Source organism: Subtercola vilae, from assembly GCF_004923255.1.
Taxonomy (GTDB): domain Bacteria; phylum Actinomycetota; class Actinomycetes; order Actinomycetales; family Microbacteriaceae; genus Subtercola; species Subtercola vilae.
This window is the reverse complement of record NZ_QYRT01000005.1, coordinates 20,390-46,770: the sequence shown is the minus strand read 5'-3', so window position 1 is coordinate 46,770 and position 26,381 is coordinate 20,390. Positions and strand designations below refer to the sequence as shown.

The window sequence follows — 26,381 nt, the reverse complement described above, 5'->3', positions numbered from 1 at the left end:
CGAGGCAGGTTCGAGTCTATTGTGACCGCATGCTCGGGGCAGTGCCCAGACACCCGCATTTAGACAACCGTCAGTATCTCTGCGCCGCGCTCGGTGACCACGAGAGTGTGCTCGAACTGAGCGGTGATCGAGCGGTCGCGGGTCACCACTGTCCAGTCGTCGGCCCACATCTCCCAGTCTTGCGAGCCGAGCGTGAGCATTGGCTCGATCGTGAAGACCATTCCCACCTCGATCACGTCGTCGAACCGGGGAGCTGAGTCGTAGTGCGGAATGATGAGCCCCGAATGGAACTGCTCGCCCACGCCGTGGCCGGTGTAGTCGCGCACGACCCCATAGCCGAACCGTTTCGCGTACGACTCGATGGCGCGCCCGACGACGTTCACCTGACGCCCAGGGGCCACCGCCTTGATGCCGCGGTTCATGGCCTCCGCCGTGCGCTCGACCAGCAGACGCACCTCTTCGCTCGGTTCGCCGACGAAGAACGTGGCGTTCGTGTCGCCGTGCACCCCGTTCTTGTACGCGGTGATGTCGACGTTCACGATGTCGCCGCTCTCGAGAACGGTGTTGTCGGGAATTCCGTGGCAGATGACCTCGTTCACGCTCGTACAGAGCGACTTGGGAAAGCCGCGATACCCGAGGGTCGACGGGTAGGCGCCGTTGGCGATGAGAAAGTCGTGACCCAGGGCATCCAGTTCATCGGTCGTCACGCCGGGCTTCACATGCTCGCCCACCCACGCCAGTGCCGCTGCGGCGATGCGCGACGACTCCCGGATGTCGGCGATGCGCGGTGCCGAATACACATCGCTGGCCCCGCCCTCGTTGGGCTCAGCGTGCCCCACGTATTCGGGGCGTTCGATGGTCGCGGGCACCGAGCGGAGCGCTGAGATGCGGCCGGCGCTGAGCTGGCCGTTGGGGAGCTTGGGCATAAGATCTATCGTAGTTCAGCACCGAAACCACCCTGGGAGTACACATGTCGGGCGACCCGTCGAAGCAGTACTGGTACAACATCAACACCGGCGCCGTAGAGCTCGGCTACGTATCGCCGTCACCCGACAGGGTCGGCCCCTTCGAGACCAAGCTCGAGGCAGAGCACGCCCTCGAGACCCTGCGAGCCAATTCGGCCAAATGGGCCGAAGAAGACGCAGCCAACGACTGAAGCAGCCAACGACTGACGCTCGACGCGCTCTCTGCTGAGTGCGCCGCGCGCTCACCCCCGCCGGCCAGCCGCAGCTTCAGCGCGGGCCAGGCGTGCGACCGGTGAACTCGCTCATGGTCGAGTAGAGGTGAAAGACGCGGTCGGCCATCTGATCCCACACGGCCGTCGGCAGCAGGCCTTTGGCCACCTTGCCGATGTGCACGCTCCGTGGCATGAGCAGCAGCGGCTTGCCCGCGAGCATGGCCTTCCAGACCTGGTCGACCACGTATTCGGGCGTCATAATGGGCGTCATGACGGGCCCCTTGGCGCCCTCGAACATGCCGGTCGAGATGTAGCTCGGCGCCACCGTGGTCACCTTCACGTGGTCGTGCCCCTGCTGCGCCAATTCGAGGCGAACCGAGTCGCTCCAGCCGATGACGGCCCACTTCGAGGCGGCGTACACGCTCATACGGGGGTTCGAGATGAGCCCGGCCGCTGAGGCGATGTTCACGATGCGCGCGGGGCGCCCTGTCGCCTGGATCATGGCGGGCAGAAACTCGCTTGTCACGAGCATGGGCCCCACGGCGTTGATGGCCATCGTGTCGACGGTGTCGGCGGTCTCGTGCTGCCAGAAGTACTTGCCGCGCACGATGCCGGCATTGTTGATGAGGATGTCGGGCACGCCGATCTCAGTGCGTACGCGCAGCCCGGCGGCTGCGATGTTCTCGGCGTCGCTCACGTCGACACGGTCGGTGTGAACGCGGGTTGTGCCGGGCAGCGTGTTCAGCCGATCGGCGATCACGGCGAGCCGGTCGGCATTGCGATCCCAGAGCACCACGTCACTGGCGCCCTCGGCCACGGCGCGCTCGGCATAGAGCTGGCCCATTCCACCAGCGGCACCCGTGATCAGCACGCGGGCATTTCGAACAGTTCGACGTGTCTTCGCCACCGGCCCTAGCCCTCGTACTCGTGCTCGGGTGCCGGGTAGGCACCGGATGCCACGTCGGCGCGATAGGCGCCGACGGCGTCGCCCAGCACCTGGCTGAGGTTCGCGTACTGTTTCACGAAACGGGGAACACGGCCGATCGAGAAACCGGCGAAGTCTGTCCACACCATGAGCTGGCCGTCGACCTGGGGGCCGGCGCCCACGCCGATGGTGGGGATGCGCAGCTCTTTCGTGATGCGACCGGCAATGTCGCTGGGAACCATCTCGAGTACGACGGCGAAAGCCCCGGCATCCTCGACGGCATGCGCATCGGCGAGCAGCTGTTCTGCCCCTGCGCCTCGCCCCTGGATGATGTGCCCGCCGAGCCCGTGCTCGCTCTGCGGCGTGAAGCCGATGTGCCCCATGACCGGAATGCCCGCGTCGACGATGCGCCGAATCTGCGGTGCGCTTCGAACCCCGCCCTCGAGTTTCACGGCGTGGGCGTACGACTCCTTCATGAACCGCACCGCCGTGTGCAGCGCGTCGTCGGGCCCGCCCTCGTATGAACCGAACGGCATATCCGCGATCACCAGCGCGCGACTCACCGCGCGCGCCACGGCACGGGTGAGAGGGATGAGCTGGTCGACAGTGACGGCCAGCGTTGTCTCGTCGCCGAAGACGTTGTTGCCGGCCGAGTCGCCCACCAGCAGAAAGTCGATGTCGGCCGCGTCGAAGATGGCCGCCGACAGCTGCTCGTAGCTGGTGAGGCCCACGATGGGGATTCCCTGCTCCTTGGCGTTCTGAAAGTGACGCGTTCGAACGCGCTTGCGAGGGGACTGCTCCGTCATGAGGCTCATTCTAGATGTCGGTGGGGTGGTAGGTGATGGGCAGACGGCGGTCGCGACCGAAGGCCGTGCGCGAGATCTTCGTGCCGATGGCCGACTGGCGCCGCTTCCACTCCGAGTGGTCGACGAGGCCGATGATGCGGTCGACCACCGCGGCGTCGAACCCGTATTCCACGAGCTCATCGCGGCCGAGCCCGCCGTTGATGTACTGCTCGAGCAGCGCGTCGAGCACGTCGTACTCTGGCAGCGAATCCTGGTCGGTCTGATCGGGCCGCAGCTCGGCCGAGGGCGGCTTCGAGATGGAGTTCTCGGGGATGCGTGGGGTCTCGCCCCGACGCGCTGCGAACGAGTTGCGCCAGCGCGCCAGCTCCCACACCAGCATCTTCGGCACGTCTTTCAACGGCGCGAACCCGCCCACCGAGTCGCCGTAGATGGTCGAATAGCCCACCGCCAGCTCGCTCTTGTTGCCCGTGGTGAGCACCAGGTGCCCCGACTGGTTCGACAGGCCCATCAGAATGATGCCCCGGATGCGCGCCTGCAGGTTCTCGGCCGCGACACCGTCGAGCTTCAGCTGTTCTTCGATCGGGTCGACCAGGGTGGCGATCGCCTGCGTTGAAAAGTCGAGCCCCACCCGTTCGGCCAGATCGTCGGCGTCGGAGCGCGAGTGCCCCGACGACCACTTGCTCGGCATCGACACCCCGAACACCTTCTTCGCCCCGATGGCGTCGGCCGCGAGCACCGCGCAGACGGCGGAGTCGATGCCGCCCGACAGCCCGAGAATGACCGAACCGAAGCCGTTCTTTCGCACGTAGTCGCCGAGCCCCAGCACCAGTGCGTTCCACACCTGCTCGAGTTCGTCGGGCACCACCGCAATGTCGGCGGCGAGCGGCTTCAGATCGCCGGACTCCGACCCGGTGGCGGGCAGCGCGAGTTCGATCCGCGCCACGTTCTCGGGCAGGTCGGTGAGCGTTGCCGCCTCAGGGTCGATGTCGACCACGAGAAGATGCGGTACGAACTGCGGCGCACGCGCCACTATGGCACCCGTGCGGTCGACCACCACGCTGTCGCCGTCGAAGAGCAGATCGTCTTGGCCGCCCACGATGTTCACGTAGGCGACCATCGTGTCGTTCTCGCGCGCCCGTCGGGTGACCAACGGCAGTCGAACCTCGTTCTTGTCGCGCTCATAGGGCGAGGCATTGATCACCAGCAGCAGCCCGGCATCGGCCGAAGCGACCCTGTTCACCGGCCCGCCGTCTTGCCAGAGGTCTTCGCAGATGATGAGTGCGACATCTACCCCCCGCATGCGCAGCACGAGCAGCTCGTCGCCGGCGATGAAGATGCGGTACTCGTCGAACACCGAGTAGTTCGGCAGGTGGTGCTTCGCGTACCGCGCCTTGATCTCGCCGTTCTGCATGACAGAGGCCACGTTCTGGGCGATCGCCGTTGGCGCGTTCGAGGTGGTGAACCGGCGCGGTTCGAAGGGGCCATCCGGATGCCCGACCACGACAACCACGTCACCGAGGCCTGCCTCGTCGAGCTCTTTCGCGAGCCCTCTGGCCCGCCGCCGGCACGCGGCCAGAAACGATGGGCGACCCGCGAGGTCTTCGATCGGATACCCCGAGAGCGCCATCTCACCGAAGGCGACCAGGTCTGCTCCGGCATCACGGGCACGGCGTACAGCAGCGACGATCTCGGCAGAGTTGCCTCCGAGGTCACCGACAATGGGGTTGGTTTGGGCCAACGCTAAGCGAAGTCTCGGCATGTCCACTAGCCTAATAGCGGCAGGTTACGTGCCGGAAAGAGGTTCGGATTGTCGATGGATAAACAGCGTGATTTCGTTCTTCGCACCATTGAAGAACGCGGAGTCAAGTTCGTGCGGCTCTGGTTCACCGATGTCATCGGCACTTTGAAGTCTGTGGCCATAGCTCCCGCCGAGGTCGAGGGTGCGTTCGCCGAAGGCTTGGGCTTCGACGGCTCGGCCATCGAGGGTCTCACCCGGTCGTTCGAGGCCGATGTGCTCGCGCATCCAGACCCCACCACTTTTCAGATCCTGCCGTGGCGGGGCGAAGTCGACCCGACCGCACGCATGTTCTGCGACATCACCACGCCCGACGGCCAGCCGGCCGTGGCTGACCCGCGCAACGTTCTGAAGCGCACGCTCGCCAAAGCGGGCGACCGCGGCTTCTCGTTCTACACACACCCCGAGATCGAGTTCTACCTGCTGAAGTCGTCGCAGTTCGGCCCCGACGGCCCCGAGCCGGTCGACAAGGCCGGCTACTTCGACAACGTTCCCGGTGGCACCGCGCACGACTTCCGTCGCCGTTCGGTGCGCATGCTCGAAGACCTCGGCATCTCGGTTGAGTTCAGCCACCACGAGGCCGGCCCCGGCCAGAACGAGATCGACCTGCGCTACGCCGACGCGCTCACGACGGCCGACAACATCATGACCTTCCGCACGGTGATCAAAGAGGTCGCCATCGAGCAGGGCGTCTACGCCACGTTCATGCCGAAGCCGCTCTCGGGCCAGCCGGGCTCGGGCATGCACACGCACCTCTCGCTCTTCGAGGGCGACTCGAACGCGTTCTTCGAGGCCGGTGCGCAGTACCAGCTGTCGAAGATCGGCCGCCAGTTCATTGCGGGCCTCTTGAAGCACGCCCCCGAGATCACCGCGGTCACGAACCAGTTCGTGAACTCGTACAAGCGTCTCTGGGGTGGCGACGAGGCCCCCAGCTTCGTGACGTGGGGCCACAACAACCGCTCGGCGCTCGTGCGCGTGCCGCTCTACAAGCCCAACAAGGGCCAGAGCTCGCGCATCGAGTACCGCGCCATCGACTCCGCTGCGAACCCGTACCTCGCCTACTCCCTGCTGCTCGCGGCCGGGCTGAAGGGCATCGAAGAGGGCTACGAGCTTCCGCCTGAGGCCGAAGACAACGTGTGGAGCCTCAGCGACTCCGAGCGCAAGGCGCTCGGCTACAACGCGCTGCCCACCAGCCTCGACCAGGCCATCGTCGAGATGGAGCGAAGCGAACTCGTCGCCGAGACCCTCGGTGAGCACGTCTTCAACTACGTTCTGCTGAACAAGCGGCAAGAGTGGGCCGCCTACCGCGACCAGGTCACGCCGTTCGAGCTGCGAACCAACCTGGAGATGCTCTAAGCCGCACCATGGCACGAGTTCAGACGACGCTGACTGACCTTGCACGCATCGGGTTCTCCGACCTCGGGCGCGCTGCCGACGACCTCGAGCTCGCGGTGCAGCTCGGGTCGGTGGCTCCGGATGATCTCCTCGCGTCGCTCCGGCTGACCGCCGACCCCGACCAGGCTTTGTCGTACCTCGTGCGGCTGCTGCGCCTGCCGGCCACGCCGGCCGTCGGGCTTCTGGGTGCCGAGCCCTCCCGCACCCGGCTGCTGCGCGTGGTGGGCCTTTCACGTGGGTTCGGTGACTTCTTTCTTCGGCACCCCGAAGAGCTGGCCGCACTCAGCGAACGGCTGATCACCCTGCCGACCCTGGCAGAACTCACCGGCGCACTGCTCGACTCTGTGGGTGCGGTCGACGGGTTCGCCACGATCGACGGTGACGCCGCATACACCCTGCTGCGCGTGCGGTATCGGCGTATCCTCGCCCAGGTGACGGCGTTCGACCTCGAGCAGCGCGACCCGGTTGCGGGCATCGATTCGATCGCCGACACGCTGGCCGATCTGGCGTCGGCGGCGCTCGACGCTGCGCTGGCGTGCGCGAGGGCCCGGGCATCCACTCGCGGGCAGAGTCGGTGGCTCTTCGGGCACGACGAGGTGGCGGCGACGAAGCTCGCCATCATCGGTATGGGCAAGGCGGGCGCCCAGGAGCTGAACTACGTCAGCGACGTCGACGTGATCTTCGTGGGGGAGGGCGACGACGAGGCCGGTCTCGCCACGGCGCGCGCCATCGACATCGCCACCGCACTGGCCATGATGATGATGCACGCCATCTCCGAGCCCGGCATGGAGCCGTCTCTCTGGGAGGTCGACCCGAACCTCCGGCCCGAGGGCAAGGCCGGGGCCCTGGTGCGCTCGCTCGAGTCGCACATCGCGTACTACGAGCGGTGGGCGAAGAGCTGGGAGTTCCAGGCACTGCTGAAGGCGCGCCCGCTCGCCGGCGACCTCGAATTGGGTGAACGCTATGTCGACGCCGTGCGGCCGAAGGTGTGGAGCAGCGCGTCGCGAGACGGTTTTGTCGAATCGGTACAGAAGATGCGCCAGCGTGTCACCGACAACATTCCGGGCGATGAGGTCGACTACCAGCTGAAACTCGGCCCCGGGGGCCTGCGTGACGTCGAGTTCACGGTGCAGCTGTTGCAACTCGTGCACGGGCAGAACGACCCGCTCGTTCGGCAGCCCGCCACGCTCCAAGCGCTGGTGGCATTGGCCGACCAGGGGTACATCGGTCGTGTCGAGGCGCAGGAGTTCTCGCACGACTATCGAGTGCTGCGGCTCATGGAGCACCGCCTGCAACTGCGGGAACTGCGCCGAACCCACCTTGTTCCCCGCGATGAGTTCGAGCAACGGGTGCTCGCTCGCGCCACCGAGCTGGCGCCGAGCGCGGTGGCACTGCTCGAGCTGTGGAACGGAATCAAGAGTCGCGTCAGATCGCTGCACGAACGGCTGTTCTACCGGCCGTTGCTGGCCGCCGTCGCCGCGCTCGGCACCGATGAGATCGGGCTGACCAGTGAGCAGGCCGTTGCCCGCCTCGCTGCCATCGGTTTCGGTGACCCCAAGGGTGCGCTCGGCCACATCGCCGCGATGACGGCGGGAGTCTCCCGGCGCGCGGCCATCCAGCGGCACCTTCTTCCCGTCATGCTGCAGTGGTTCGCGGCCGGCGCCGACCCCGACTACGGGCTGCTTGCGTTCCGCCGGCTCAGCGACCGCCTCGGTGAGACCTACTGGTACCTTCGCATGCTGCGCGACTCATCGGGCGCTGCCTTTCGCCTCACCCAAGTGCTCTCGGGCTCGAGATACGCCGCCGAGCTGCTCGAACGCATTCCAGAAGCCGCCGCCTGGCTCGAGAACGACCACGACCTCGCGCCGCGGTCATTCGAGGTGCTCTCGGGTGAGACCGCCGCCATCATCGCCCGGCACGACACTCCGGATGCGGCGGCAGCCGCTCTGCGCACAGCCCGCCGCCGCGAGGTGCTGCGGCTGGCTTTCGCCGCCATCCTCGGTCTCGTCACCGTGCAAGAACTCGCGCGCGGCCTGACCGACGTGACCACAGTGCTGCTGCAGGGCACACTCGGCGTCATTCGACAGTCGTCGGCCATCTCGTCGGGCGACGGCATCGAGTTCGCCGTCATCGGCATGGGGCGCTATGGCGGCCGCGAGATCGGTTTCGGCAGTGACACCGACGTGATGTACGTCTACCGGGCCAGGTCGGTGAACCAAGAGACGGCACAGTCGGTCGCACGCTTCATCGTCAACGAGCTCGTGCGCCTCACTGAAGACCACCGACTGCCGCTCGACCTCGATATCGACCTGCGGCCAGAGGGTAAGAACGGCATTGTGGTGCGCTCGCTCGACTCGTATCGCGCGTACTACGAGCGCTGGTCGCTCACCTGGGAGGCCCAGGCTCTGCTCCGCGCGCGCGGGGTCGCCGGCGATCAGGCGCTCATCGACGACTTCGAAGAGCTGGCCGACAGCGTTCGCTACCCCGTAGAGATCGCACCGCAGGCCGTGCGTGAAGTGAAGCGCATCAAGGCCCGCGTCGAGAAGGAGCGGTTGCCGCAGGGTGCTGACCCGGCACGTCACCTCAAGCTCGGCCGCGGGTCGCTGAGCGACGTGGAATGGTACGTGCAGCTTCTGCAGCTCGAGCACGGCGCCGAGCATCCGGAATTCAGAACGACATCGACACTGGATGCCCTAGAAGCCGAGGTCGCGGCCGGTTTCGTCGAGGCGGCCGATGCCCAGAAGCTGCACGATGCGTGGATCTTCGCGTCGCGAGCCCGCTCGGCCATGACGCTCTGGACAACGCGCACCACCGATGTGCTGCCGGTCGACCGGCGTCAGCTCGAAGGCGTGGCCCGTCTGCTCGAATACCCACCCGACTCGGCCACCGAGCTCGAGGAAGACTACCTCGGGGTGACCCGGCGGTCGCGTGCGGTGTTCGAGAAGGACTTCTACGGCTCGCTGTGAACCGGTAGAGTGAGGTTACCTCACTTAAATCGAAGAAAGAAGTTGGTGCAATGACGGATCAGCGCAGGCAGTCTGTGCTCAGCGGGCTGAGCGGCAACGAGATGTACTGCATCGACCTGCTCGGCTACCACCCCGGCAACCTGCTGGTGGGCAACAGCGTGTTCTCGCGCGGGTTTCTCGGGTCGCTGAGCGCCGGCTTCAGGGGAATGGTCGGCGGCGAGCTCACGGCGGTCACCGAGATGATCACGCAGGGGCGTCATCTCTCGATGCAGCGGCTCATCGGCGAGATGCAGCAGAACCAGGGCCACGGGGCGACGAGCGTCACGACAGAGCTCATCTTTCACGCTCAGAACATCGAGTTTCTGTCGGTGGCGTCGACCGTGCACCAGAAGGTGGGGGTACCGGCCACGGCGTTCACATCGTCGAGCGACGGGCAAGAATTGTACTGCCAGGTCGACGCGGGGTACCAGCCGGTCTCGTTCGTGATGGGCAATGTCGCCTACTCCATTGGTGTGGGCCGGGGCATCACCGGGGCGTTTCGCCAAATGGCGCGAGGCGAGGTGCGCGAGTACAGCGATCTGTTCGCGCAGACGAGAAACCTGGCCCTTCAGCGCATCGTCGGAGAGGCGCAGTCGGTCGGGGCCAATGCGGTGGTGGGCATCACCACGAACATCCTGCCCTTCGGCGGCAGCGCCGTTCAAGAGATGCTGATGGTCGGTACGGCGTCTCGGCACGAGATCAGCGACCCGGCCCTGGCGGCGATGGGTGTGGTGACGAGCGATCTCACCGCCGAAGAGATGTGGAGCCTTGCGCGCATCGGCTACGCGCCGATGAAGCTCGTGATGGGCACCTCGGTGTACTCGCTCGGGCTCGTGGGCAACATCACGTCGGCGTTCAAGAACTTCGTGAAAGGCGAGATCAACGAACTCACGCAGCTCATCTACGGCGCCCGCGAAGAGTCGCTCGGCAAGGTGCGGCAGCAGGCCACGGCCATCGCTGCCGACGATGTCATCGGCATCAAGACCTACGTCTACGACCTCGGCGGCGGGCTCATCGAGTTTCTGGCCATCGGCACGGCCGTGAAGCGCACGAGCGCGGCAACAACGAGGTCAGAACAGTTGCCGCCGCAGGCGATCGTGCGCGACCGCGACACGTTCTTCAACACCGCCGAGGCCTCGTACGGGGTCACGCTCACGCAGAACCAGCAGTAGGCGGATCGCGGCGGCGGCGGAGCAGAATCCAGAGGCCCACCGCGAGGCCGACGGCGAGTACCACGAGGAGGCCGATACTGGCGATGAGGGTGAGTGCGGCATCCGGTGCCGAGGCCTCGGGCGTACGGGGTGATGGAGGCAGAGTAGGGCTCGGCGTCGCGGCCGGGGGCGAGGCCAGCGTGTAGACCACCAAAGGCTGCGGCGAGGGAGTCTGCAGAACCGGCATGTCTTGGTTGAGGTACTGCGACTGCCACTTCAGAACGTAGTCGGCGCCGGTCGTCGGCGCGTAGACCAAGCGCACGCTCGTTGAGGGGTCTGTCTTCGTTGCGGCAGTGACCTGCGCGGGGATGGGCGTGGGGGTGTTCGGCACCTGGGCCACCGGCTCGAATGTGGTGCTGTTCAGAACGATCACTGCGCTGGCGGGCGTGCTGCCGGCGCAGCTGAAGTTCAGGCGAAGATTGCCGTCGGGCAGCCTCGCGGTGCCGCCAACACCGACCTGCGCAGAAAGGGTGCTGACGCCGGCCACGCGCCAGGCGCCCACCCAGTGGGTGATCTGCGTCGAAATCCACTGATTCGAGCCGTTGAGATGGGCGACGAACAGCTGGTTCGACCCCGCACTGTCGTACTTCGAGTAGCTGACGGTCGGCGATCCGTTCGCGTCGACACCAACTCGCTCCTGGTTGTTGAAGACGCCGCTGTTCTCTGGCATGTCGTCGACCACGACGCCGGGTGTGTCGTAGGTGACCGGCAGGTTCACGGGCGCGCCGGTGACCGTCTGCCAGTGCACGAGGTCGCGGCTCCGCATGTACGACAGGCGGCTGTTCGTCGCCACATCGGCAGTGCTCCGCCACACCCAGGTCATCTCGTAGTAGCCGGCTGCGTCGGCGTGCGAGCTGACGGTGAAGTAGGCGCTGCGGCTGACCGCGCCCGACGCGCCGCTGAACAGAGCCGTGCTGAGCAGGGGAGACCAGGTCTTCGTGCCGGCGTCGTAGTCGTCGAGGTAGCTGTCGCCGTCGCCACTGCCGCCCTGCCGGTAGCTGAACACGAGGTCGCCGTTCGCTCCGTGCAGAAACTGCGGGTAGGTCACGCGTGTCTCCACGGCCTTGTCGGTGAGCATCGGCACATTCGTGAGCGAGCTCACGTCGCGCGCTTTCGTAGTCGCCCAGTAGGCCAGAGGGGAGTCGTGCATGTTGCCGGCGACGTGCAGCTGGCCGACGGAGTCGACGCCGAGGGCGATGTAGTCGTGCGAATCCCACCCGGTCACCGCCTGGTCGCTCGGTAGCGCGTAGGTCTGCCAGCTGGTCGAGCTCGAGCCGAGAGTGCGGTGCGCCACTGTGAGCCGACGGTTCGCGTCGTAGAACCCCACGTACTGGTCGTCTCCGTCGGTGACCAGTGCCTGCTGCACGAAGTGGCCCGACCACGTGGTGCCCACCTGGCTCTCGCCGACCACCTGCTGCGCGGGCGCCACCGGCAGGGTGTAGCTGCTGTCACCGGATGCTGGTGTGCAGATCAGCGTGTTCGGTTCGGCCTCGGCTGCGGTAGCGCTGCCGGCCCCTCCCACCAACGCCGCTCCGACCAATGCCGTTCCGAGAAGCCCGGCCGCGCCCAGAACAAGCGCGAACCGCTGCCACCGCGAGCGGTGTCGGCGTGAAGCGGTGATGGCGGGCATCCTCTCGGGCGGCAGAGATGAATGGATCGGTGTACGAAGTGGTTGTTCGAGCTGGGCGGCGCACACAATCGTGCCGTCATACCCTCTGATTTTGCCGTGTATCGGCGCGGTCGGCGCCTGAGGGAGACTGTGAACCTGATGAAGGTTTTGGCGGATATGAATGGGCGGATCAGGCCAACGGTTGTGGCGATGCGATCTTGCGCGGTACGCATACAGCCGAAAACAGACGAGTCCGCAAGAGATGCGGAAGCTGCACTGTGTGCAGATCTCGCAGTTCTTGCGGACTCGGAGCGGACGGAAGCCTGGTTATTCAGGCGACAACCCAGTGTTCAAGCGGGATGAATGCTAGACCCCGTAGTAGAGCTCGAACTCGAACGGGTGCGGGCGCTGGGCGATCGGCTTGATCTCGTTCTCGCGCTTGTACTCGATCCACGTTTCGATCAGGTCGGGCGTGAAGACGCCTCCCTTGGTCAGGAACTCGTTGTCGGCTTCGAGGGCCAGCAGTGCTTCGCCGAGCGAAGCGGGAACCTGGGGGATGTTCTTCGCTTCTTCGGGCGGCAGCTCGTACAGGTCTTTGTCGACCGGCTCGTGCGGCTCGATGCGGTTCTGGATGCCGTCGAGGCCGGCCATGAGCTGCGCCGCGAATGCGAGGTACGGGTTACCCGAGGCATCCGGAGCCCGGAACTCGATGCGCTTGGCTTTCGGGTTCGTTCCCGTGATGGGGATACGGATCGACGCCGAACGGTTACCGGCCGAGTAGACCAGGTTCACGGGAGCTTCGAAGCCCGGAACCAGGCGGTGGTACGAGTTGACGGTCGGGTTCGTGAACGCGAGAACCGCGGGGGCGTGCTTCAAGAGGCCACCGATGTACCAGCGGGCGAGGTCGGAGAGACCGCCGTAGCCGGCCTCGTCGTAGAACAGCGGCACGCCGTTGTTCCACAGAGACTGGTGGGTGTGCATGCCCGACCCGTTGTCGCCGAAGAGCGGCTTCGGCATGAATGTGGCGGTCTTGCCCCACTGCGTAGCCGTGTTCTTCACGATGTACTTGAATTTGAGGATGTCGTCTGCCGCGTGCACCATGGTGTCGAAGCGGTAGTTGATCTCACCCTGGCCGGCGGTGCCGACTTCGTGGTGGGCGCGCTCGAGGATCAGGCCGGCGTCGATGAGCTTCAGCGAGATGTCGTCGCGAAGGTCGGCGTGCTGGTCGACGGGGGAGACGGGGAAGTAGCCGCCCTTGAAGGGCGTCTTGTTGGCGAGGTTGCCGCCGGGCTCTTCGCGGCCCGAGTTCCAGGCGCCTTCGCTGGAGTCGACCGAGTAGAAGCTGCTGTTCTGCTTCACTTCGTAGCGCACGTCGTCGAAGATGTAGAACTCGGCTTCGGGGGCGAAGAACGCGGTGTCGGCGATGCCGGTCGAGGCGAGGTACTTCTCGGCCTTCTTGGCAACCTGGCGCGGGTCGCGGTGATAGATCTCGCCGTTGCGCGGGTTGTAGATGTCGAAGATGATGATGAGCGTGCGCTCGATACGGAACGGGTCGATGTACGCGGTCGACACATCGGGAATCAGCTGCATGTCGGATTCATGAATCGAGGCGAAGCCGCGAATGGAGGAACCGTCGAACATCTGGCCGACGGAGAAGAACTCTTCGTCGACGGTCGAGGCGGGAATGTTGAAGTGCTGCTGCACACCGGGGAGGTCGGTGAAGCGGATATCAAGGAACTTGACGTCGGTGTCCTTGATGAACTTGAGCACCTCGGAAGAATCACTGAACATTTGAGAGACTCCAAATGGTTGGTACTGAATGGCTGAAAACTGTTCGGTCGCAATCGCAACTACCCGTCAGGGTATCGGTATGCCATTACTCGGTCGTGTCGCCGTTGTTTCGAGCATGTTACGTGCAGTTACATCGCAGGTGCCCGACTAGCAGACCGAGCCGGCACGAAGCCAGCGCGAAGCCGGCACGAAGCAGCGTCGCTTAGACTGACGCGGTGTCAAACCCACAGTCTCCTTCACGCTGGTCTGGTGCTGCACCGAGCAAATGGCCGGGTGAGAGGCTGGGTTTTCCCCAAGAGGGTCGGGGCTCCGTGGCGCGACCGGGGCGGCGCATCGGTGCGCTGCTCATCGATTGGGCGGTCTGCTTCGTTGTGTATGCCGCATTCTTCTTCGGAAACGCCTGGGCGTCCACCATCATCTTCGCGGTCGAGCAGATCGTGCTGATCGCTCTCACCGGTGGCGGCTTCGGTCACCTCGTGACGGGCCTGCGCGTAGTGAAAGTGAACGGAATGTACGCGGGGTGGTGGCGGCCGATCATTCGCACCGCATTTCTGATCCTCACGATTCCCGCGCTCATCTGGGATTCAGACCAGCGCGGGCTGCACGACGTCTTCGCCGGAACGGTACTCGTTCGTCGCTGAAACGGAGAAAGGGCCGGCCGGGAGGATGCCCGGGCGGCCCTTTCTGTGTGATGTGTGAGTTCTACAGGATGAAGAGCATCTCCTGGTACGTCGGCAGCGGCCACAGGTCGTCTGCCACGATCTCTTCGAGTGCGTCGGCCGCGAGGCGAACCGCCGCCATGGCGGGCAGCAAGGCGTCGCGGGCGTGCTCGGCCTCGCCGAGAGCTTCGTGGCCGGTGTCGGTGGCCAGGGCATCCTTCAGCGTCGCCAGGGCACTGCGCAGAGCGTTGATGGGCACAGAGACCTCGTTGAGGGGAGCCGTCTCGGCCTCCACGCCCGCGGCTTTCAGCGCACCGATGTTCAGCGCGATCTCGGTCTGATGCCGAACAGCGGCAGGCAGGATGACCGTCGAACCGATTTCGAGAGTAAGGCGTGCCTCGACGCCGATGGTCAGCGCGTACTGTTCGAGGCCGATCTCATATCGGCTGTGCATCTCGCGGTGGTTGAACACCTTGTAGTTCTCGAAGAGTTCCATCGCGGGTTCGGTGATGAGCTCGGGCAGGGCATCCAGAGTCGTCTTCAGATTGGCGAGACCACGCTTCTCGGCTTCGATGGGCCACGCGTCGGCGTACCCATCGCCGTTGAACACCACTGCGCCGTGCTCGTTGATGATCTCGGTCAGCAGAGCCTGAACGGCCTCATCGAAGTCGGTTCCGTCGGCGACGGCCGTCTCGAGCGCGGTGGCGATGTAGTCGAGCGACTCGGCCATGATCGTGCTGATCGTGGTCATCGGGCCGGCGACGGTCTGCATCGATCCCGGAGCGCGGAACTCGAAGCGGTTGCCCGTGAATGCGAACGGGCTGGTGCGGTTGCGATCGCCCGGGTCAGTGGGCAGCACCGGCAGTGTGTCGACGCCGATGACCATCGTGCCTTTGCCCTTCGACGAGGTCGCCGGGCCTTTTGCGATCTGCTCGAACACGTCGGCGAGCTGGTCGCCGAGAAAAATCGAGATGATGGCCGGGGGAGCCTCGTTGGCACCGAGCCGGTGGTCGTTCGTGGCCGATGCGACGGATGCGCGAAGGAGGCCCGCGTACTTGTGCACGCCGCGGATGACGGCGGCGCAGAACACCAGGAACTGGGCGTTCTCGTGCGGGGTGTCGCCGGGAACGAAGACGCTGCCCACCTGCGCGTTGCCGAGCGAGAAGTTGACGTGCTTGCCCGAGCCATTGACGCCCTGGAAGGGCTTCTCGTGAAAGAGACACTCCATGCCGTGCTTCTTGGCGATCGTCTTGAACGTCGACATCAGAAGCTGTTGGTGGTCGGCCGCGAGGTTTCCGCGCTCGAACATCGGCGCAATCTCGAACTGGCCGGGGGCTACTTCGTTGTGGCGGGTCTTGGCAGGGATTCCGAGCTTGAACAGTTCGCGCTCGGTGTCCATCATGAAACCGAGCACGCGCTCGGGAATCACGCCGAAGTAGTGGTCGTCGAACTCCTGGCCTTTGGGCGGCTTCGCTCCGAACAGGGTGCGACCTGCGTTCAGCAGGTCGGGGCGAGCGAGAAAGAAGTGACGGTCGACAAGGAAATACTCCTGCTCGGGGCCGCAGTAGGCCACCACATGGTCGGGGTTCTCGTGACCGAAGAGGCGCAGAATGCGCTCGGCGTGAGTGCCCATAGCCTGCTGTGAGCGCAGCAGGGGTGTCTTGTGGTCGAGTGCTTCACCGGTCATCGACACGAAGACGGTCGGGATGCACAGGGTGTTGCCGTTCGGGTTCTCGAGCACATAGGCGGGGCTCGTGACATCCCAGCCGGTGTAGCCGCGGGCCTCGAACGTGTTGCGGAGGCCACCGTTCGGAAAACTCGATGCGTCGGGCTCGCCCTGCGTCAGTGTTTTGCCGGCGAACTCGGCCAGGGCCGTGCCGTCACCCATCGGCTCGAAGAAGCTGTCGTGCTTCTCGGCCGTGAGGCCGGTCAGTGGATAGAACACGTGGGCGTAGTGGGTGGCACCCTTCTCGAGGGCCCAGTCTTTCATTGCGCTGGCGATCGCGTCGGCGACGAGGGGGTCGAGCATCGCACCGTGTTCGATCGTGGCCATCACCGATTTGTACACCGACTTCGGCAGACGCTTCTGCATGACGACCTGGCTGAAGACGTTCTCTCCGAAGATCTCGCCGGGCGCTTCAGAGTCGGTGAAGCTGGCCGACGGAGGCACGTACGCCTCGACATCTTTGATCGCGTTCAGGCGTACGGTATTTCCACTCATTAGTGCCCCTTTGACCCGGCATACTGGCTCGCAACTGTTTGCGTAACCTCTGGGGCAAATCTACGAACACGCTGTGGCGGGAATGTTTCGGGCTCGTGACGGTCTCGTGCGCAAAACGACTGACGCACCCCGCTTTCGGGGGTGGTGGTGTGTGCGAAAGCCCGCTCAGCGACCGCGCTGCGGGCGCGCTTTCATCGGGTCGACACCCTTCGGAATCGGCAGGTTTCCTGCGCCGAGGGAGGTGAGGCGGTTGCTCACGGCCAGAACCTCCGGCTTCGTCAGGCTGGGCTTCAAACGATTCAGCTTCGCCGGCACCTTGGCGAGCGAGAGCGAATCGGGGTCGGGGCCGACGTAGAGAAAGGTCACCGGAACGTTCGGCAGAACACGCAGAACTTTGCGACGCTCGTCTTCAAGCATGCGAGTGGTTCGTGACTTCGGGCCCTCACCGATCAGCACCACGCCGCCCCGGCCCACCGCGCGGTAGACCGCGTCTTGCGACTTGCCGTTGACCGCCACGGGCATCTCGCTGCCGCGCCAGCTGCGCTTCAGTGAACTGCGGAGCACCGCACCGACCGCGCCGGGCTGGCCTTCGATCTGGCCGTACGCGGCCGCTTCGGCACGGCGACCGAGAACGATGAGCGCCACCAGGAAGCCGGCGAGCAGACCGGCGACGATCCACATCGCAATGACGAAGCCGTTGCCCTCGCCGAAGATGAGCGCCAAGATGAGGCCGACGGCCACCGGACCGAGCAGGCTCAGCAACAAAAAGGGCACGATGTTCTTGTCGTACCGACGGGTCATCTGAAAGACCTGCCACATCTGTTTGATGCGGCCGTCTTCTTTCGGCTTCTTCGGTGCTTTTTCTTTGTTGCGTGCCATGACTCCATGGTACCGAGTTGCGCCGACTCCGGCGGTCGTCCGCCGGTATCTCCTCGCTCACTTCGTCGGCTGTGGGCGAACACTGCACAGATCTGGGGCCCCGGATGCCCGGCGGCACCCCTGCGGGCCACCCTCGCTTCATGACCTCTGTTCTTCGCCGTCTCGGCCGCCGCACCGTTCCCGAGCCCCTTCCGTCTCCCGTCTCACTCGCCCAGCTGCTCTGCCGGCGCAGCATTTCCCCGGGCGAGGCCCTCACCCTCCTCGTGCCGCTCCTCTACGCACTCGACGAGTTTCACACCGACCGTCTTTCTCACGGGGGTGTCTCGTCGACGGCGGTAACCCTCGACGCCGACGGTTGCGCACGCCTTGGCCCACCGCCCGTTGCGCCGGCAGGCGAGCTGCACGGGGCAGCGGTGTTTCGAGACCTGGCCGACTTCGCCGCGCTCATCGGTGAGGTCTTCGCCGCCATTGCGCCCACTGATTGCACTGATCCCGCTGCGCCCACTGCACCCATCGCGCCTACTGCGTCCGCTGCGCCCATCGCGTCCACTGCGCCCCTCGCGTCCACTATGCCGATTGCGTCGCTACTCCAACACGATCTGGCTGCGGTTCTGGCGTGCGAGCTGTTCGACCCGCAGCTGGTGTTGCACGACCGTGCACGGTGGGTGCGTTGCTGCGAAGACCATCTCTTCGCCCTGGCCGAACCCGAGCCGCTCGCCGGGCCCGAATTCGCCACGGCGCCGACTTCCATAGTCGCTCTCGCGGGTGCCCAGCCCGCCAGATCTGGCCGCGTAGAGATGCGCTCTGCATCCGCACGCGAGTCTGCACCCGCACCCGAGTCTGCATCCGCACCCGAGTCTGCATCCGCACCCGCGCCTGCACCCGCACTCGCGCCGACGTCGGCGGTCGAGCCGATGAGCGTTGAGCCGCAATCGGCCTGGGGCAGGGGAGATGGCCGAGAACTCGCCCGCATCGAGACCGATGTTGCTGTGATCGTCGAACGCGAGCGCCGCTTCAACCGGGCCGAGGTACGCGCTCTCCGGCTACTGTCGCGCCTTCCCTCGTTCGTGAACGAGCGCGGAGCGACCATTCGTACCGTGCTCACCCATCGGCGCCACCTCAAGACCGTCGTCGTCGGTGCGATCGTGGCGGCCGGTGCCGTCACCGGGGCCCTCCTCAGCGTGCCGCCGGGCGCCACGGCACACCCGTCCACGCACCCGTCAGCGCAACCATCAGCACAACCGTCGGCACACCCGCCAACGCAACCGTCAACGACCACGATGCCTTCATCGGCACCGACGACTGGGCCGGGTGCGACGACTGGGCCGGGCGAAACTGCGCCGTCTACGATGTCAGCCACGGTTCCTAGCGATCCCGACAGCGGGAGCTTCAGCGACAGCGCGAGCGCGGCGGCCGTCGGGGAAGACGATCCGTTGGTAGCCCTCGGTGTGCTGCTCGCGCGTCGCAGCCACTGTTACGACGGCTCGTCAGCAGCCTGCTTCGATGACGTCGACGAACCCGGCTCTGCCGCACTGGCCGTCGACCAGCGCGCATTTTTCGATCTTGTGCGCTCGGGCACACCCTTCGTGACGCTGTCGCCGACAGTACTGCCCGACCTCGGCGACGGGGCAGCGGCGCAGCGGGTCGGCGACGCAGCCCTGGTCACGGTGTGGGCCGACAGAAAACCGGCCCCGCTCCTTCTGCTGAAGGGCGAGGCCGGTTGGCGTCTGCGGGAGATCTTCATCGCCCACGAAGCGGGCTCATGAGAGAACCCGGTGAATCAGTACCCGAGGTTGCCGGCGAAGTCGCCACCCTCGAGGCGGTTCTTGATTGCCACGAGGAACCGCGCAGCGTCTGCACCGTCGACGATGCGGTGGTCGTAGCTCAGCGCGAGGTAGACGGTCGAACGAATGGCGATGGCGTCAGACCCGTCGACCGTCACGACGACGGGCTTCTTGGTCACGATGCCAGTGCCCAGAATGGCGACCTGCGGCAGGAAGACGATGGGCGTGTCGAACAGCGCGCCGCGCGAACCGGTATTGGTCAGCGTGAACGTACCGCCACCGAGCTCGTCGGGCTTCAGCTTGTTGTCGCGGGTGCGCTCGGCGAGGTCGGCGATTTCCTTGGCAAGGCCCGCCAGGTCGAGCTCGCCGGCGTTGCGTACGACCGGAGTGAGCAGGCCGCGCTCGGTGTCGACCGCGATGCTGATGTTCTCGTGCTCGGGGTACACGATCGAGTCGCCGTCGATGGTGGCGTTGATGATCGGGAACGCCTTCAGCGCCTCGGCAGCTGCCATGGCGAAGAACGGCAGGAACGACAGCTTGGTACCGGTCTTCTCAAGGAAGGTGTCTTTCACCTTTCCGCGGAAGGCCGCGACCTTCGTGACGTCGACCTCGACCACAGAGGTGAGCTGGGCGCTCGTCTGCATCGAGATGACGGCGCGCTCGGCGACGACCTTGCGGAGGCGCGACATTTTGACCGTGGTGCCACGAAGGGGCGAGACAGCCAGCGGTGCAGGAGCTGCAGAAACCGCCGAGGCCGAGCTGGTCGAAGCAGATGCCTTGACCTCGACAGCCGCCAGAACGTCTTCTTTGCGAATGCGACCGCCGACGCCCGAACCGCTCACGGTGGTCAGGTCGATGCCGTTGTCGTGTGCGAGCTTCCGTACCAGCGGAGTGACGTACCCGGCGTTGCTGTTCGAAGCAGCGGGTGCCGCGACAGCAGGAGCAGCAGCAGGAGCCGCCGGTGCTGCAGCCGGAGCGGCGACAGCTGGCGCGGGGGCGGCAGCAGCCGGGGCCGGCACAGCAGCCGCGGGAGCCGGCTCAGGGGCGGCGGGGGCAGGCGCAGCGGCCTCAGTGGGAGCGTCGGTCGACGGCACCTCGGCAGCGTCAGCCGGTGCATCGGGAGCCGGGGCGTCAGACGTGACCTGAACGGGCGCATCAGGCACAACTTCGGCCGGCGCGGCCTCAGCAGCCGGCGCAGCCGCTTCAGGAGCAGCAGCCCCCGAACCGTCGCCGATTGTGACGAGCGGAGTGCCCACCTCGACGGTCTCGTCTTCTTGAACGAGAATCTGCTCGATGATTCCCGAAATGGGAGACGGGATTTCGGTGTCGACCTTGTCCGTTGACACTTCGAGAAGGGGCTCGTCGACCTCGACGCGGTCCCCGACGTTCTTGAGCCAGCGGGTCACCGTTCCCTCGGTTACACTCTCGCCGAGTGCTGGAAGGTTGACGGATTCGCTCATCAGTGTGTCTCCTCTTCAGAAACAGTTCAGTTGTTGATATTGATTTTAGGCTAGAGCGCGTGCAGCGGCTTGCCAGCCAGCGCGAGGTGGGCCTCGCCCAGTGCCTCGTTCTGGGTGGGGTGCGCGTGGATCAGCGATGCGACGTCTTCGGGGTAGGCCTCCCAGTTGACGATGAGCTGGCCTTCGCCGATGAGCTCACCGACGCGAGCGCCGATCATGTGGATACCGACGACGGGCCCGTCGTTCACCCGAACGACCTTCACCGAACCCGAGGTGCCGATGATGTGGCTTTTGCCATTGCCCGCGAGGTTGTAGTCGTACGACGACACCTTGTCTGCGCCGAACTTCTCGACCGCCTTCGCCTCGGTGTAGCCGACGGAGGCAACCTCGGGGTCGGAGTACGTGACCTTGGGAATGTTGACGTCTTCGACGACCTGCGGGTTGAGGCCGGCGATCTCCTCAGCCACGAAGATGCCCTGCTGGAAGCCGCGGTGGGCAAGCTGCAGGCCGGGAACGATGTCGCCCACGGCGTACACGCCCGGGAGATTGGTCTCGAGGCGCTCGTTGGTGATGACGAACCCGCGGTCGATGGTGAGGCCAGCCTCTTCGTAGCCGAGACCGGCAGTCGCGGGGCCGCGGCCCACGGCGACGAGCAGAAGCTCTGCTTCGATGACAGTGCCGTTCTCGAGCGTGACGACAACACCCTGGTCGTCTTGTGTCACGCTCTTGAAGCGAATACCGAGCGAGAACTCGATGCCGCGCTTGCGGTAGGCACGCTCGAACTGCTTCGAGATCGACTCTTCCTCGTTCGGAACGAGGTGGGGCAGCGCTTCGATGATCGACACGTCGGCGCCGAACGACCTCCACACACTCGCGAACTCGACGCCGATGACGCCGCCGCCGAGGATGGCAACCTTCTTGGGAATGTAGTCAAGAGCCAGAGCCGCCTCAGACGTGATGACCCGGCCGCCGATCTCGAGGCCCGGCAGCGAACGCGAGTACGAACCGGTGGCGAGAATGACGTTCTTGCCGGTGATGCGATCGTCGCCCACCTGAACAGTCTTCGGGCCGACGAGCTTGCCCTCACCCCGCACAACGGTGATGCCGCGGGCCTTGATGAGGCCCTCGAGGCCCTTGAACTTGCTGGTGACGATTCCCTCGCGGTAGGCGGTCACGGCCTGAATGTCGATGCCGTCGAACGTGGTCTTGACGCCGTACTTGCTCGACTCGCGTGAGACATCGGCCACTTCAGCCGAGTGCAGCAGCGCCTTCGTGGGTATGCACCCGCGGTGCAGGCACGTTCCGCCGAGCTTGTCTTTCTCGACCAGTGCCACGGTGAAACCCAATTGGCTGGCCCGGAGAGCTGCCGCGTAACCGCCGCTGCCCCCGCCGAGAACGACGATGTCAAAATTCTGGTCTGACACTAAGAGACTCCTTTGTGCATCAACATCTGTGAGACCCCGCCCGATCAGCAGGTGTCTTGATGGCGAGTTATTTTTTCGCCCGTTAGAGCCTACTACGCAGACTCGTGGCCCAGCCGCTCCGCCACTTCGAGAAGCGTACGAACCGTGACTCCCGTCGGGCCCTTGAGCGTGTAGCCGTAGCCATCGGCGCCATTCACGGCAGCACCGGCGATGTCGAGGTGCGCCCACGCGATCGGTCCGGAGCCGTCGGCCTTCTGCCCGATGAATTCCTGCAGGAAGGTCGCCGCGATCAGCATGCCGCCGGCCGTATTGCCCGGTTTGATGTTCTGCAGATCGGCGATGTCGGAGTTCAGCAGCGGCCGCAGCTCTGCCGGCAGCGGCATGGGCCAGAGGGTTTCGCCCACCGAGCTGGCAGCATCCACCACGAGGGAAACGAGGTCATCGTCGCCCATTGTGCCCACGTAGCGGTTTCCGAGCGCTGTCACAGCGGCACCCGTCAGCGTGGCGACGTCGATGATCGCGTCGGGCTGTTCGTCGCTCGCGGCCACGAGACCGTCGGCGAGAACCAGTCGGCCCTCGGCATCGGTGTTCAGCACCTCAACCGTGCGCCCGCCGTGCATCGTGAGCACGTCACCGGGGCGGATCGCCGACCCTGACGGCATGTTCTCCGCAATGCAGAGCCACGCCGTGACGCGCACCGGCAGTTCGAGCGCGGCTGCGGCGAGTACGACGGCCAGAACCGTGGCCGACCCCGTCATGTCGTTCTTCATACCGATCATCGAAGCCGGCGGCTTCAGTGAGAGTCCGCCCGAATCGAACGTGATGCCCTTGCCGACAAGCGCGAGGTGCCGGGATGCCCCTCGGGGCTCATAGGCCACCTTGACGAGTCGCGGGGGCCGCGTCGAGCCCTGCCCCACCCCGAGAATGCCGCCGAAACCGTCAGCCGCGAGCCGCTGCTCGTCCCAGACCGTCAGCGTCACCGGAAGGCCCTCTGCGGCGGCCTCGGCCCGCTCCACCAGCGACTGCGGGTACAGGTCGAGCGGCGACTCGTTCACGAGGTCGCGCACGAGCGAGACGGCTCGCGCCGTCTCACTGGCGACCGTCACGGCACGCTCCACGCTCGCTGTGTCTGGCGACGAGGCATCGGGGGAGGCCTGGTCGAGGAGCAACTGGATGCTCGCGGCGGGCAGAGGGCGGGCATCCAGTGACGTCGCCCGATACGTGAGGTAGTCGTAGGCACCCATTGCCGCGCCCTCGAGCACAGCCGTGACGTCGGCCGCACTCGCGACGGGAAACGCGAAGGCCAGCGAACCCGCGCCCCGCACTTTGCGCGTGGCAGCCCCTGCGGCGTAACGAAGCACGTCAGGCGTGACGGCACCAGAGCCGAGGCCCACAAGAGCGATCACAGAGGCAGAAACACCCGTGACGCCGGGCACCCGCTGAACTTCGTCTTTCTTCCCGCCGAAGCCGAGACCGTCGAACATCGCCTCGAGCGTGTCGGCGGCCGCTTCGTCGAGCGCAGCGGGGCGGATCAGTGTGGGCTGGTCGCCCACCCTGGCCACGGCGAGAACGAGCACGTCGGCCGTCGTTTCGGCGGGAGTCTGGGCGGTGACGGAAATATCGGGGAAGGTCATGGTGTTAAGTATTGCGTTCGCTCTGGGCAGTTGTGCCAACAGGGGTTCAACCCGGAGGTCGAAGTAGAGTGGAACGCATGAAGGATCCGACTGAAGTTTACGAATTGGCAGACGAGGTCGACCTGATCCCCGAGGGCCTGCCGCTCGTCGCTGCGCTCACTGGCTTCACCGACGCCGGGGGCGCCGTCAGCCAGCTCGGCGACTACCTTCTCGACACGCTGAACAATCGCGTAGTCGCCGAATTCGACACCGATGCCCTGCTCGACTACCGGGCCCGCCGCCCCATCATCTACTTCGATCAAGACCACCTCACCGACTACCAGCCGCAGACGCTGAGGCTCTACCTTGTGAGCGATGAACTGGGGCAGCAGTTCCTGCTGCTGCACGGGTTCGAACCCGACTTTCGCTGGGAACAGTTCACCGCTGCCGTGCTTCAGTTGATCGACCGCTTCCAGGTCAAGACCACGACATGGGTGCACGCCATCCCCATGCCGGTGCCCCACACCCGTTCCATCGGTGTGACCGTGAGCGGCAACCGGGTAGAGCTCACCGACGCCATGTCGGTGTGGCGGCCACACACCCAGGTGCCCTCGAATGCGCTGCACCTCGTTGAGTACCGGTTGCAACAGCTCGGGCATCCGGTCACCGGCTTCGTACTGCTGATTCCGCACTACCTCGCCGACACCGAGTACCCGTCGGCCGCCGTCGCGTCGCTCGAAAGCATCAGCGCGGCCACCGGGCTCATCTTTCCCACCGACCGGTTGCGTGAAGAGGGGCGTGAGTTCCTGGTGAAGATCGACCAGCAGGTCGCCGCGAACGCCGAACTCGAGAAACTGGTCGGCACGCTCGAAGAGCGCCACGACAGCTATATGCAGAACGCCGGCGTGCGTTCGCCCCTCACCGACGAAGACGGCGAGCTGCCGTCTGCCGATGAGATTGCGGCCGAACTCGAGAACTTCTTGGCCATCAAGCGCCGCGGCGACAATTCGGGCCCGGGGTTCGGCGGCCTGTAAGCCGCCTGCGGGCCGGTCGCTGCGGTGTGCACCCGAGCGAATGACATGCGGCCGTCACCCGGTCGGGTGCTCGCCCTAGACTTGGTCGAGTGAATTCGAAGCGATCGTGGGTGATATTCGCGGTCGCGGCGATCGCCTACATCTCAGCGGTTCTGCAACGCACCTCGCTGGGTGTCGCGGGGGTGTCGGCAGCCGACCGTTTTCACACCTCTGCGGCGATTCTGTCGAGCCTTGCCGTGGTTCAGCTCATCATCTACGCGGCCCTGCAGATTCCGAACGGCGTACTCATCGACAGGGTGGGCCCGAAATGGCTCATCGTCGCGGGCACAGCAGTGATGGTGGCCGGGCAGCTCACACTTGCCTTCTCGCCCGATATCGGCGCGGCCATCGTGGGGCGAGTGCTGGTGGGTGCCGGCGATTCGGCAATCTTCATCTCGGTCATCCGGCTCGTGAATTCGTGGTTCAGCGGCCGGATCGTGCCACAGCTGTCGCAATGGATGGGCAACCTCGGTGCCCTGGGCCAGATTCTGTCTGCCGTACCGTTCGCCATCATTCTGCACCAGGCCGGATGGTCGGCTGCCTTCACCTCGGCCGCATCGGTGGCCCTGCTGGCGTGCGTTCTCGGCCTTCTCGTGCTGCGCGACCGACCGGCGAGCACGGCGTCTGAGCCGCGGCCGAGTTTTGCCGAGGTGTTCGCCCGGCTTGGCCCCACTCTTCGACGGCCCGGCACGCAGCTGGGTTTCTGGTCGCACTTCGTCACCCAATCGTCGGGAACCGTGTTCAGCCTGTTCTGGGGGTTTCCGTTCATGGTGTCGGCTCTCGGGTACGACCCCAGCCTCGCCTCCGCGCTGCTTGTCGTCATCGTTCTGGTGGGCCTTGTCTCCGGCCCGGTACTGGGGTTGCTCACGGCGAGGTTCCCCACGCGCCGGTCGAACCTCGTGCTGGGCATCGTGGTCATGATGGCAGTGGCGTGGAGTGCAGTACTGCTCTGGCCGGGCTCCCCACCCCTCTGGTTGATCGTCATCCTGCTGGTCGCCCTCGGAATCGGCGGCCCCGGCTCGATGATCGGCTTCGACTTCGCTCGAACTTTCAACCCGCCGCGCACCCTGGGTTCGGCGAACGGCGTCGTGAATGTGGGCGGATTCACGGCCAGTTTCGTCATGATGTTCGTCATCGGTGTGCTTCTGGATGCTCAGCACAACCTCGGCTGGAGTGCCAACCTCTATGACGTCGGTGCTTTTCGCATTGCATTTGCCATTCAGTACATCGTGATCGGCACCGGTGTGCTGTTCCTCCTCCGTGCCCGCAAGCGAGCCAGGCGCCAACTTGAAGAAGACGAGGGAATATCGGTGGGCCCCCTGTGGGTTGCACTCTCTGGTGCGATCACGCGAAGGCGCGGTTGAGACCACTCTCAGTACGGTCGGCCGCCACAGGCAAACCGTGCAATAATTGTAGGTAGAGACCCGTTCTTGTATTGGGGTGGTCGGCAAACCGGCCACGCACACACCCAGCACTTGACATGGGTCTTAGTAATGTCAAAAAACAACTCTGGTTGACATTGGCGCGGGGCGCACACCGCTTCGAACCGTCATC

At 65.3% G+C, this 26,381-nt stretch carries 19 protein-coding genes; 8 read left to right on the top strand and 11 right to left on the bottom strand.

What is annotated here, in order from left to right; genetic code table 11:
- Nucleotides 1-59 precede the first annotated feature (59 nt).
- On the bottom strand, nt 60-926 hold the full coding sequence (map, locus tag D4765_RS03630; RefSeq protein ID WP_136640865.1) for a type I methionyl aminopeptidase: 867 nt from the start codon (nt 924-926) through the stop codon (nt 60-62).
- A gap of 44 nt (nt 927-970) precedes the next feature.
- Here map and D4765_RS03625 point away from each other — a divergent pair, with 44 nt between their 5' ends.
- Complete coding sequence (locus D4765_RS03625) at nt 971-1,156, top strand: SPOR domain-containing protein (protein ID WP_136640864.1); 186 nt, start codon at nt 971-973, stop codon at nt 1,154-1,156.
- Between the two features lie 76 nt (nt 1,157-1,232).
- On the opposite strand, the gene D4765_RS03620 is transcribed toward D4765_RS03625, so the two are convergent.
- Genes D4765_RS03620 through D4765_RS03610 form a run of 3 tightly spaced genes read right to left on the bottom strand, consistent with a single transcriptional unit; the run spans nt 1,233 to nt 4,667 of the window.
- Nucleotides 1,233-2,084, bottom strand: coding sequence for an SDR family NAD(P)-dependent oxidoreductase (locus tag D4765_RS03620; RefSeq protein WP_237280237.1), 852 nt, complete (start codon nt 2,082-2,084; stop codon nt 1,233-1,235).
- A 5-nt stretch (nt 2,085-2,089) separates the two neighbouring features.
- On the bottom strand, nt 2,090-2,908 hold the full coding sequence (panB, locus tag D4765_RS03615; protein ID WP_136640863.1) for a 3-methyl-2-oxobutanoate hydroxymethyltransferase: 819 nt from the start codon (nt 2,906-2,908) through the stop codon (nt 2,090-2,092).
- A 10-nt stretch (nt 2,909-2,918) separates the two neighbouring features.
- Complete coding sequence (locus D4765_RS03610; protein WP_136640862.1) at nt 2,919-4,667, bottom strand: NAD+ synthase; 1,749 nt, start codon at nt 4,665-4,667, stop codon at nt 2,919-2,921.
- A 54-nt stretch (nt 4,668-4,721) separates the two neighbouring features.
- Here D4765_RS03610 and D4765_RS03605 point away from each other — a divergent pair, with 54 nt between their 5' ends.
- The 3 genes from D4765_RS03605 to D4765_RS03595 are packed head-to-tail and all read left to right on the top strand — an operon-like array spanning nt 4,722 to nt 10,275.
- Complete coding sequence (locus D4765_RS03605) at nt 4,722-6,059, top strand: glutamine synthetase family protein (RefSeq protein WP_136640861.1); 1,338 nt, start codon at nt 4,722-4,724, stop codon at nt 6,057-6,059.
- 8 nt (nt 6,060-6,067) lie between these two features.
- Nucleotides 6,068-9,064 (top strand): bifunctional [glutamine synthetase] adenylyltransferase/[glutamine synthetase]-adenylyl-L-tyrosine phosphorylase, encoded by a 2,997-nt coding sequence (locus tag D4765_RS03600; protein WP_136640860.1) that lies wholly within the window; start codon nt 6,068-6,070, stop codon nt 9,062-9,064.
- A gap of 50 nt (nt 9,065-9,114) precedes the next feature.
- On the top strand, nt 9,115-10,275 hold the full coding sequence (locus D4765_RS03595) for a heavy metal-binding domain-containing protein (RefSeq protein WP_136640859.1): 1,161 nt from the start codon (nt 9,115-9,117) through the stop codon (nt 10,273-10,275).
- On the opposite strand, the gene D4765_RS03590 is transcribed toward D4765_RS03595, so the two are convergent.
- Both D4765_RS03590 and glnA read right to left on the bottom strand, forming a co-directional pair.
- On the bottom strand, nt 10,256-11,944 hold the full coding sequence (locus D4765_RS03590) for a BNR repeat-containing protein (protein WP_136640858.1): 1,689 nt from the start codon (nt 11,942-11,944) through the stop codon (nt 10,256-10,258). The two genes, D4765_RS03595 and D4765_RS03590, sit on opposite strands and share 20 nt — an antisense overlap.
- Before the next feature lie 345 nt (nt 11,945-12,289).
- Nucleotides 12,290-13,714: a type I glutamate--ammonia ligase gene (gene glnA, locus D4765_RS03585; RefSeq protein WP_136640857.1), complete on the bottom strand. Its 1,425-nt coding sequence runs from the start codon at nt 13,712-13,714 to the stop codon at nt 12,290-12,292.
- Between the two features lie 215 nt (nt 13,715-13,929).
- Here glnA and D4765_RS03580 point away from each other — a divergent pair, with 215 nt between their 5' ends.
- A complete protein-coding gene (locus tag D4765_RS03580; RefSeq protein ID WP_136640856.1) occupies nt 13,930-14,355 on the top strand; it encodes an RDD family protein in 426 nt (141 codons plus the stop codon).
- A gap of 61 nt (nt 14,356-14,416) precedes the next feature.
- Here the strand turns inward: D4765_RS03580 and D4765_RS03575 are convergent, their stop codons facing one another.
- A complete protein-coding gene (locus D4765_RS03575; RefSeq protein WP_136640855.1) occupies nt 14,417-16,594 on the bottom strand; it encodes a glutamine synthetase III family protein in 2,178 nt (725 codons plus the stop codon).
- Nucleotides 16,595-16,759: 165 nt separating this feature from the next.
- Entirely contained in the window at nt 16,760-17,473 is a 714-nt protein-coding gene (locus D4765_RS03570) for a DUF4191 domain-containing protein (RefSeq protein WP_136640854.1), read from the bottom strand.
- A gap of 140 nt (nt 17,474-17,613) precedes the next feature.
- Between D4765_RS03570 and D4765_RS03565 the strand changes: the two genes are divergently transcribed.
- Nucleotides 17,614-19,239 (top strand): hypothetical protein, encoded by a 1,626-nt coding sequence (locus tag D4765_RS03565; protein WP_136640853.1) that lies wholly within the window; start codon nt 17,614-17,616, stop codon nt 19,237-19,239.
- A 14-nt stretch (nt 19,240-19,253) separates the two neighbouring features.
- Here the strand turns inward: D4765_RS03565 and sucB are convergent, their stop codons facing one another.
- The 3 genes from sucB to D4765_RS03550 all read right to left on the bottom strand — a co-directional run bounded on the left by sucB (nt 19,254) and on the right by D4765_RS03550 (nt 23,775).
- The gene (gene sucB / locus D4765_RS03560; RefSeq protein ID WP_136640852.1) at nt 19,254-20,717 is read right to left on the bottom strand and encodes a 2-oxoglutarate dehydrogenase, E2 component, dihydrolipoamide succinyltransferase; all 1,464 of its coding nucleotides are present in this window, start codon (nt 20,715-20,717) and stop codon (nt 19,254-19,256) included.
- A 50-nt stretch (nt 20,718-20,767) separates the two neighbouring features.
- Nucleotides 20,768-22,141 carry a dihydrolipoyl dehydrogenase gene (gene lpdA / locus D4765_RS03555; protein ID WP_136640851.1) on the bottom strand — a complete coding sequence of 458 codons (1,374 nt, stop codon included), beginning with the start codon at nt 22,139-22,141 and terminating at the stop codon, nt 20,768-20,770.
- A gap of 92 nt (nt 22,142-22,233) precedes the next feature.
- Nucleotides 22,234-23,775 (bottom strand): leucyl aminopeptidase, encoded by a 1,542-nt coding sequence (locus tag D4765_RS03550; protein WP_136640850.1) that lies wholly within the window; start codon nt 23,773-23,775, stop codon nt 22,234-22,236.
- A gap of 77 nt (nt 23,776-23,852) precedes the next feature.
- Between D4765_RS03550 and D4765_RS03545 the strand changes: the two genes are divergently transcribed.
- Together D4765_RS03545 and D4765_RS03540 are read left to right on the top strand one after the other, a co-directional pair.
- Complete coding sequence (locus tag D4765_RS03545) at nt 23,853-24,788, top strand: proteasome assembly chaperone family protein (RefSeq protein ID WP_136640849.1); 936 nt, start codon at nt 23,853-23,855, stop codon at nt 24,786-24,788.
- An 89-nt stretch (nt 24,789-24,877) separates the two neighbouring features.
- Nucleotides 24,878-26,191, top strand: a complete 1,314-nt coding sequence (locus D4765_RS03540; protein ID WP_136640848.1) for an MFS transporter — start codon at nt 24,878-24,880, stop codon at nt 26,189-26,191.
- Nucleotides 26,192-26,381 lie beyond the last annotated feature (190 nt).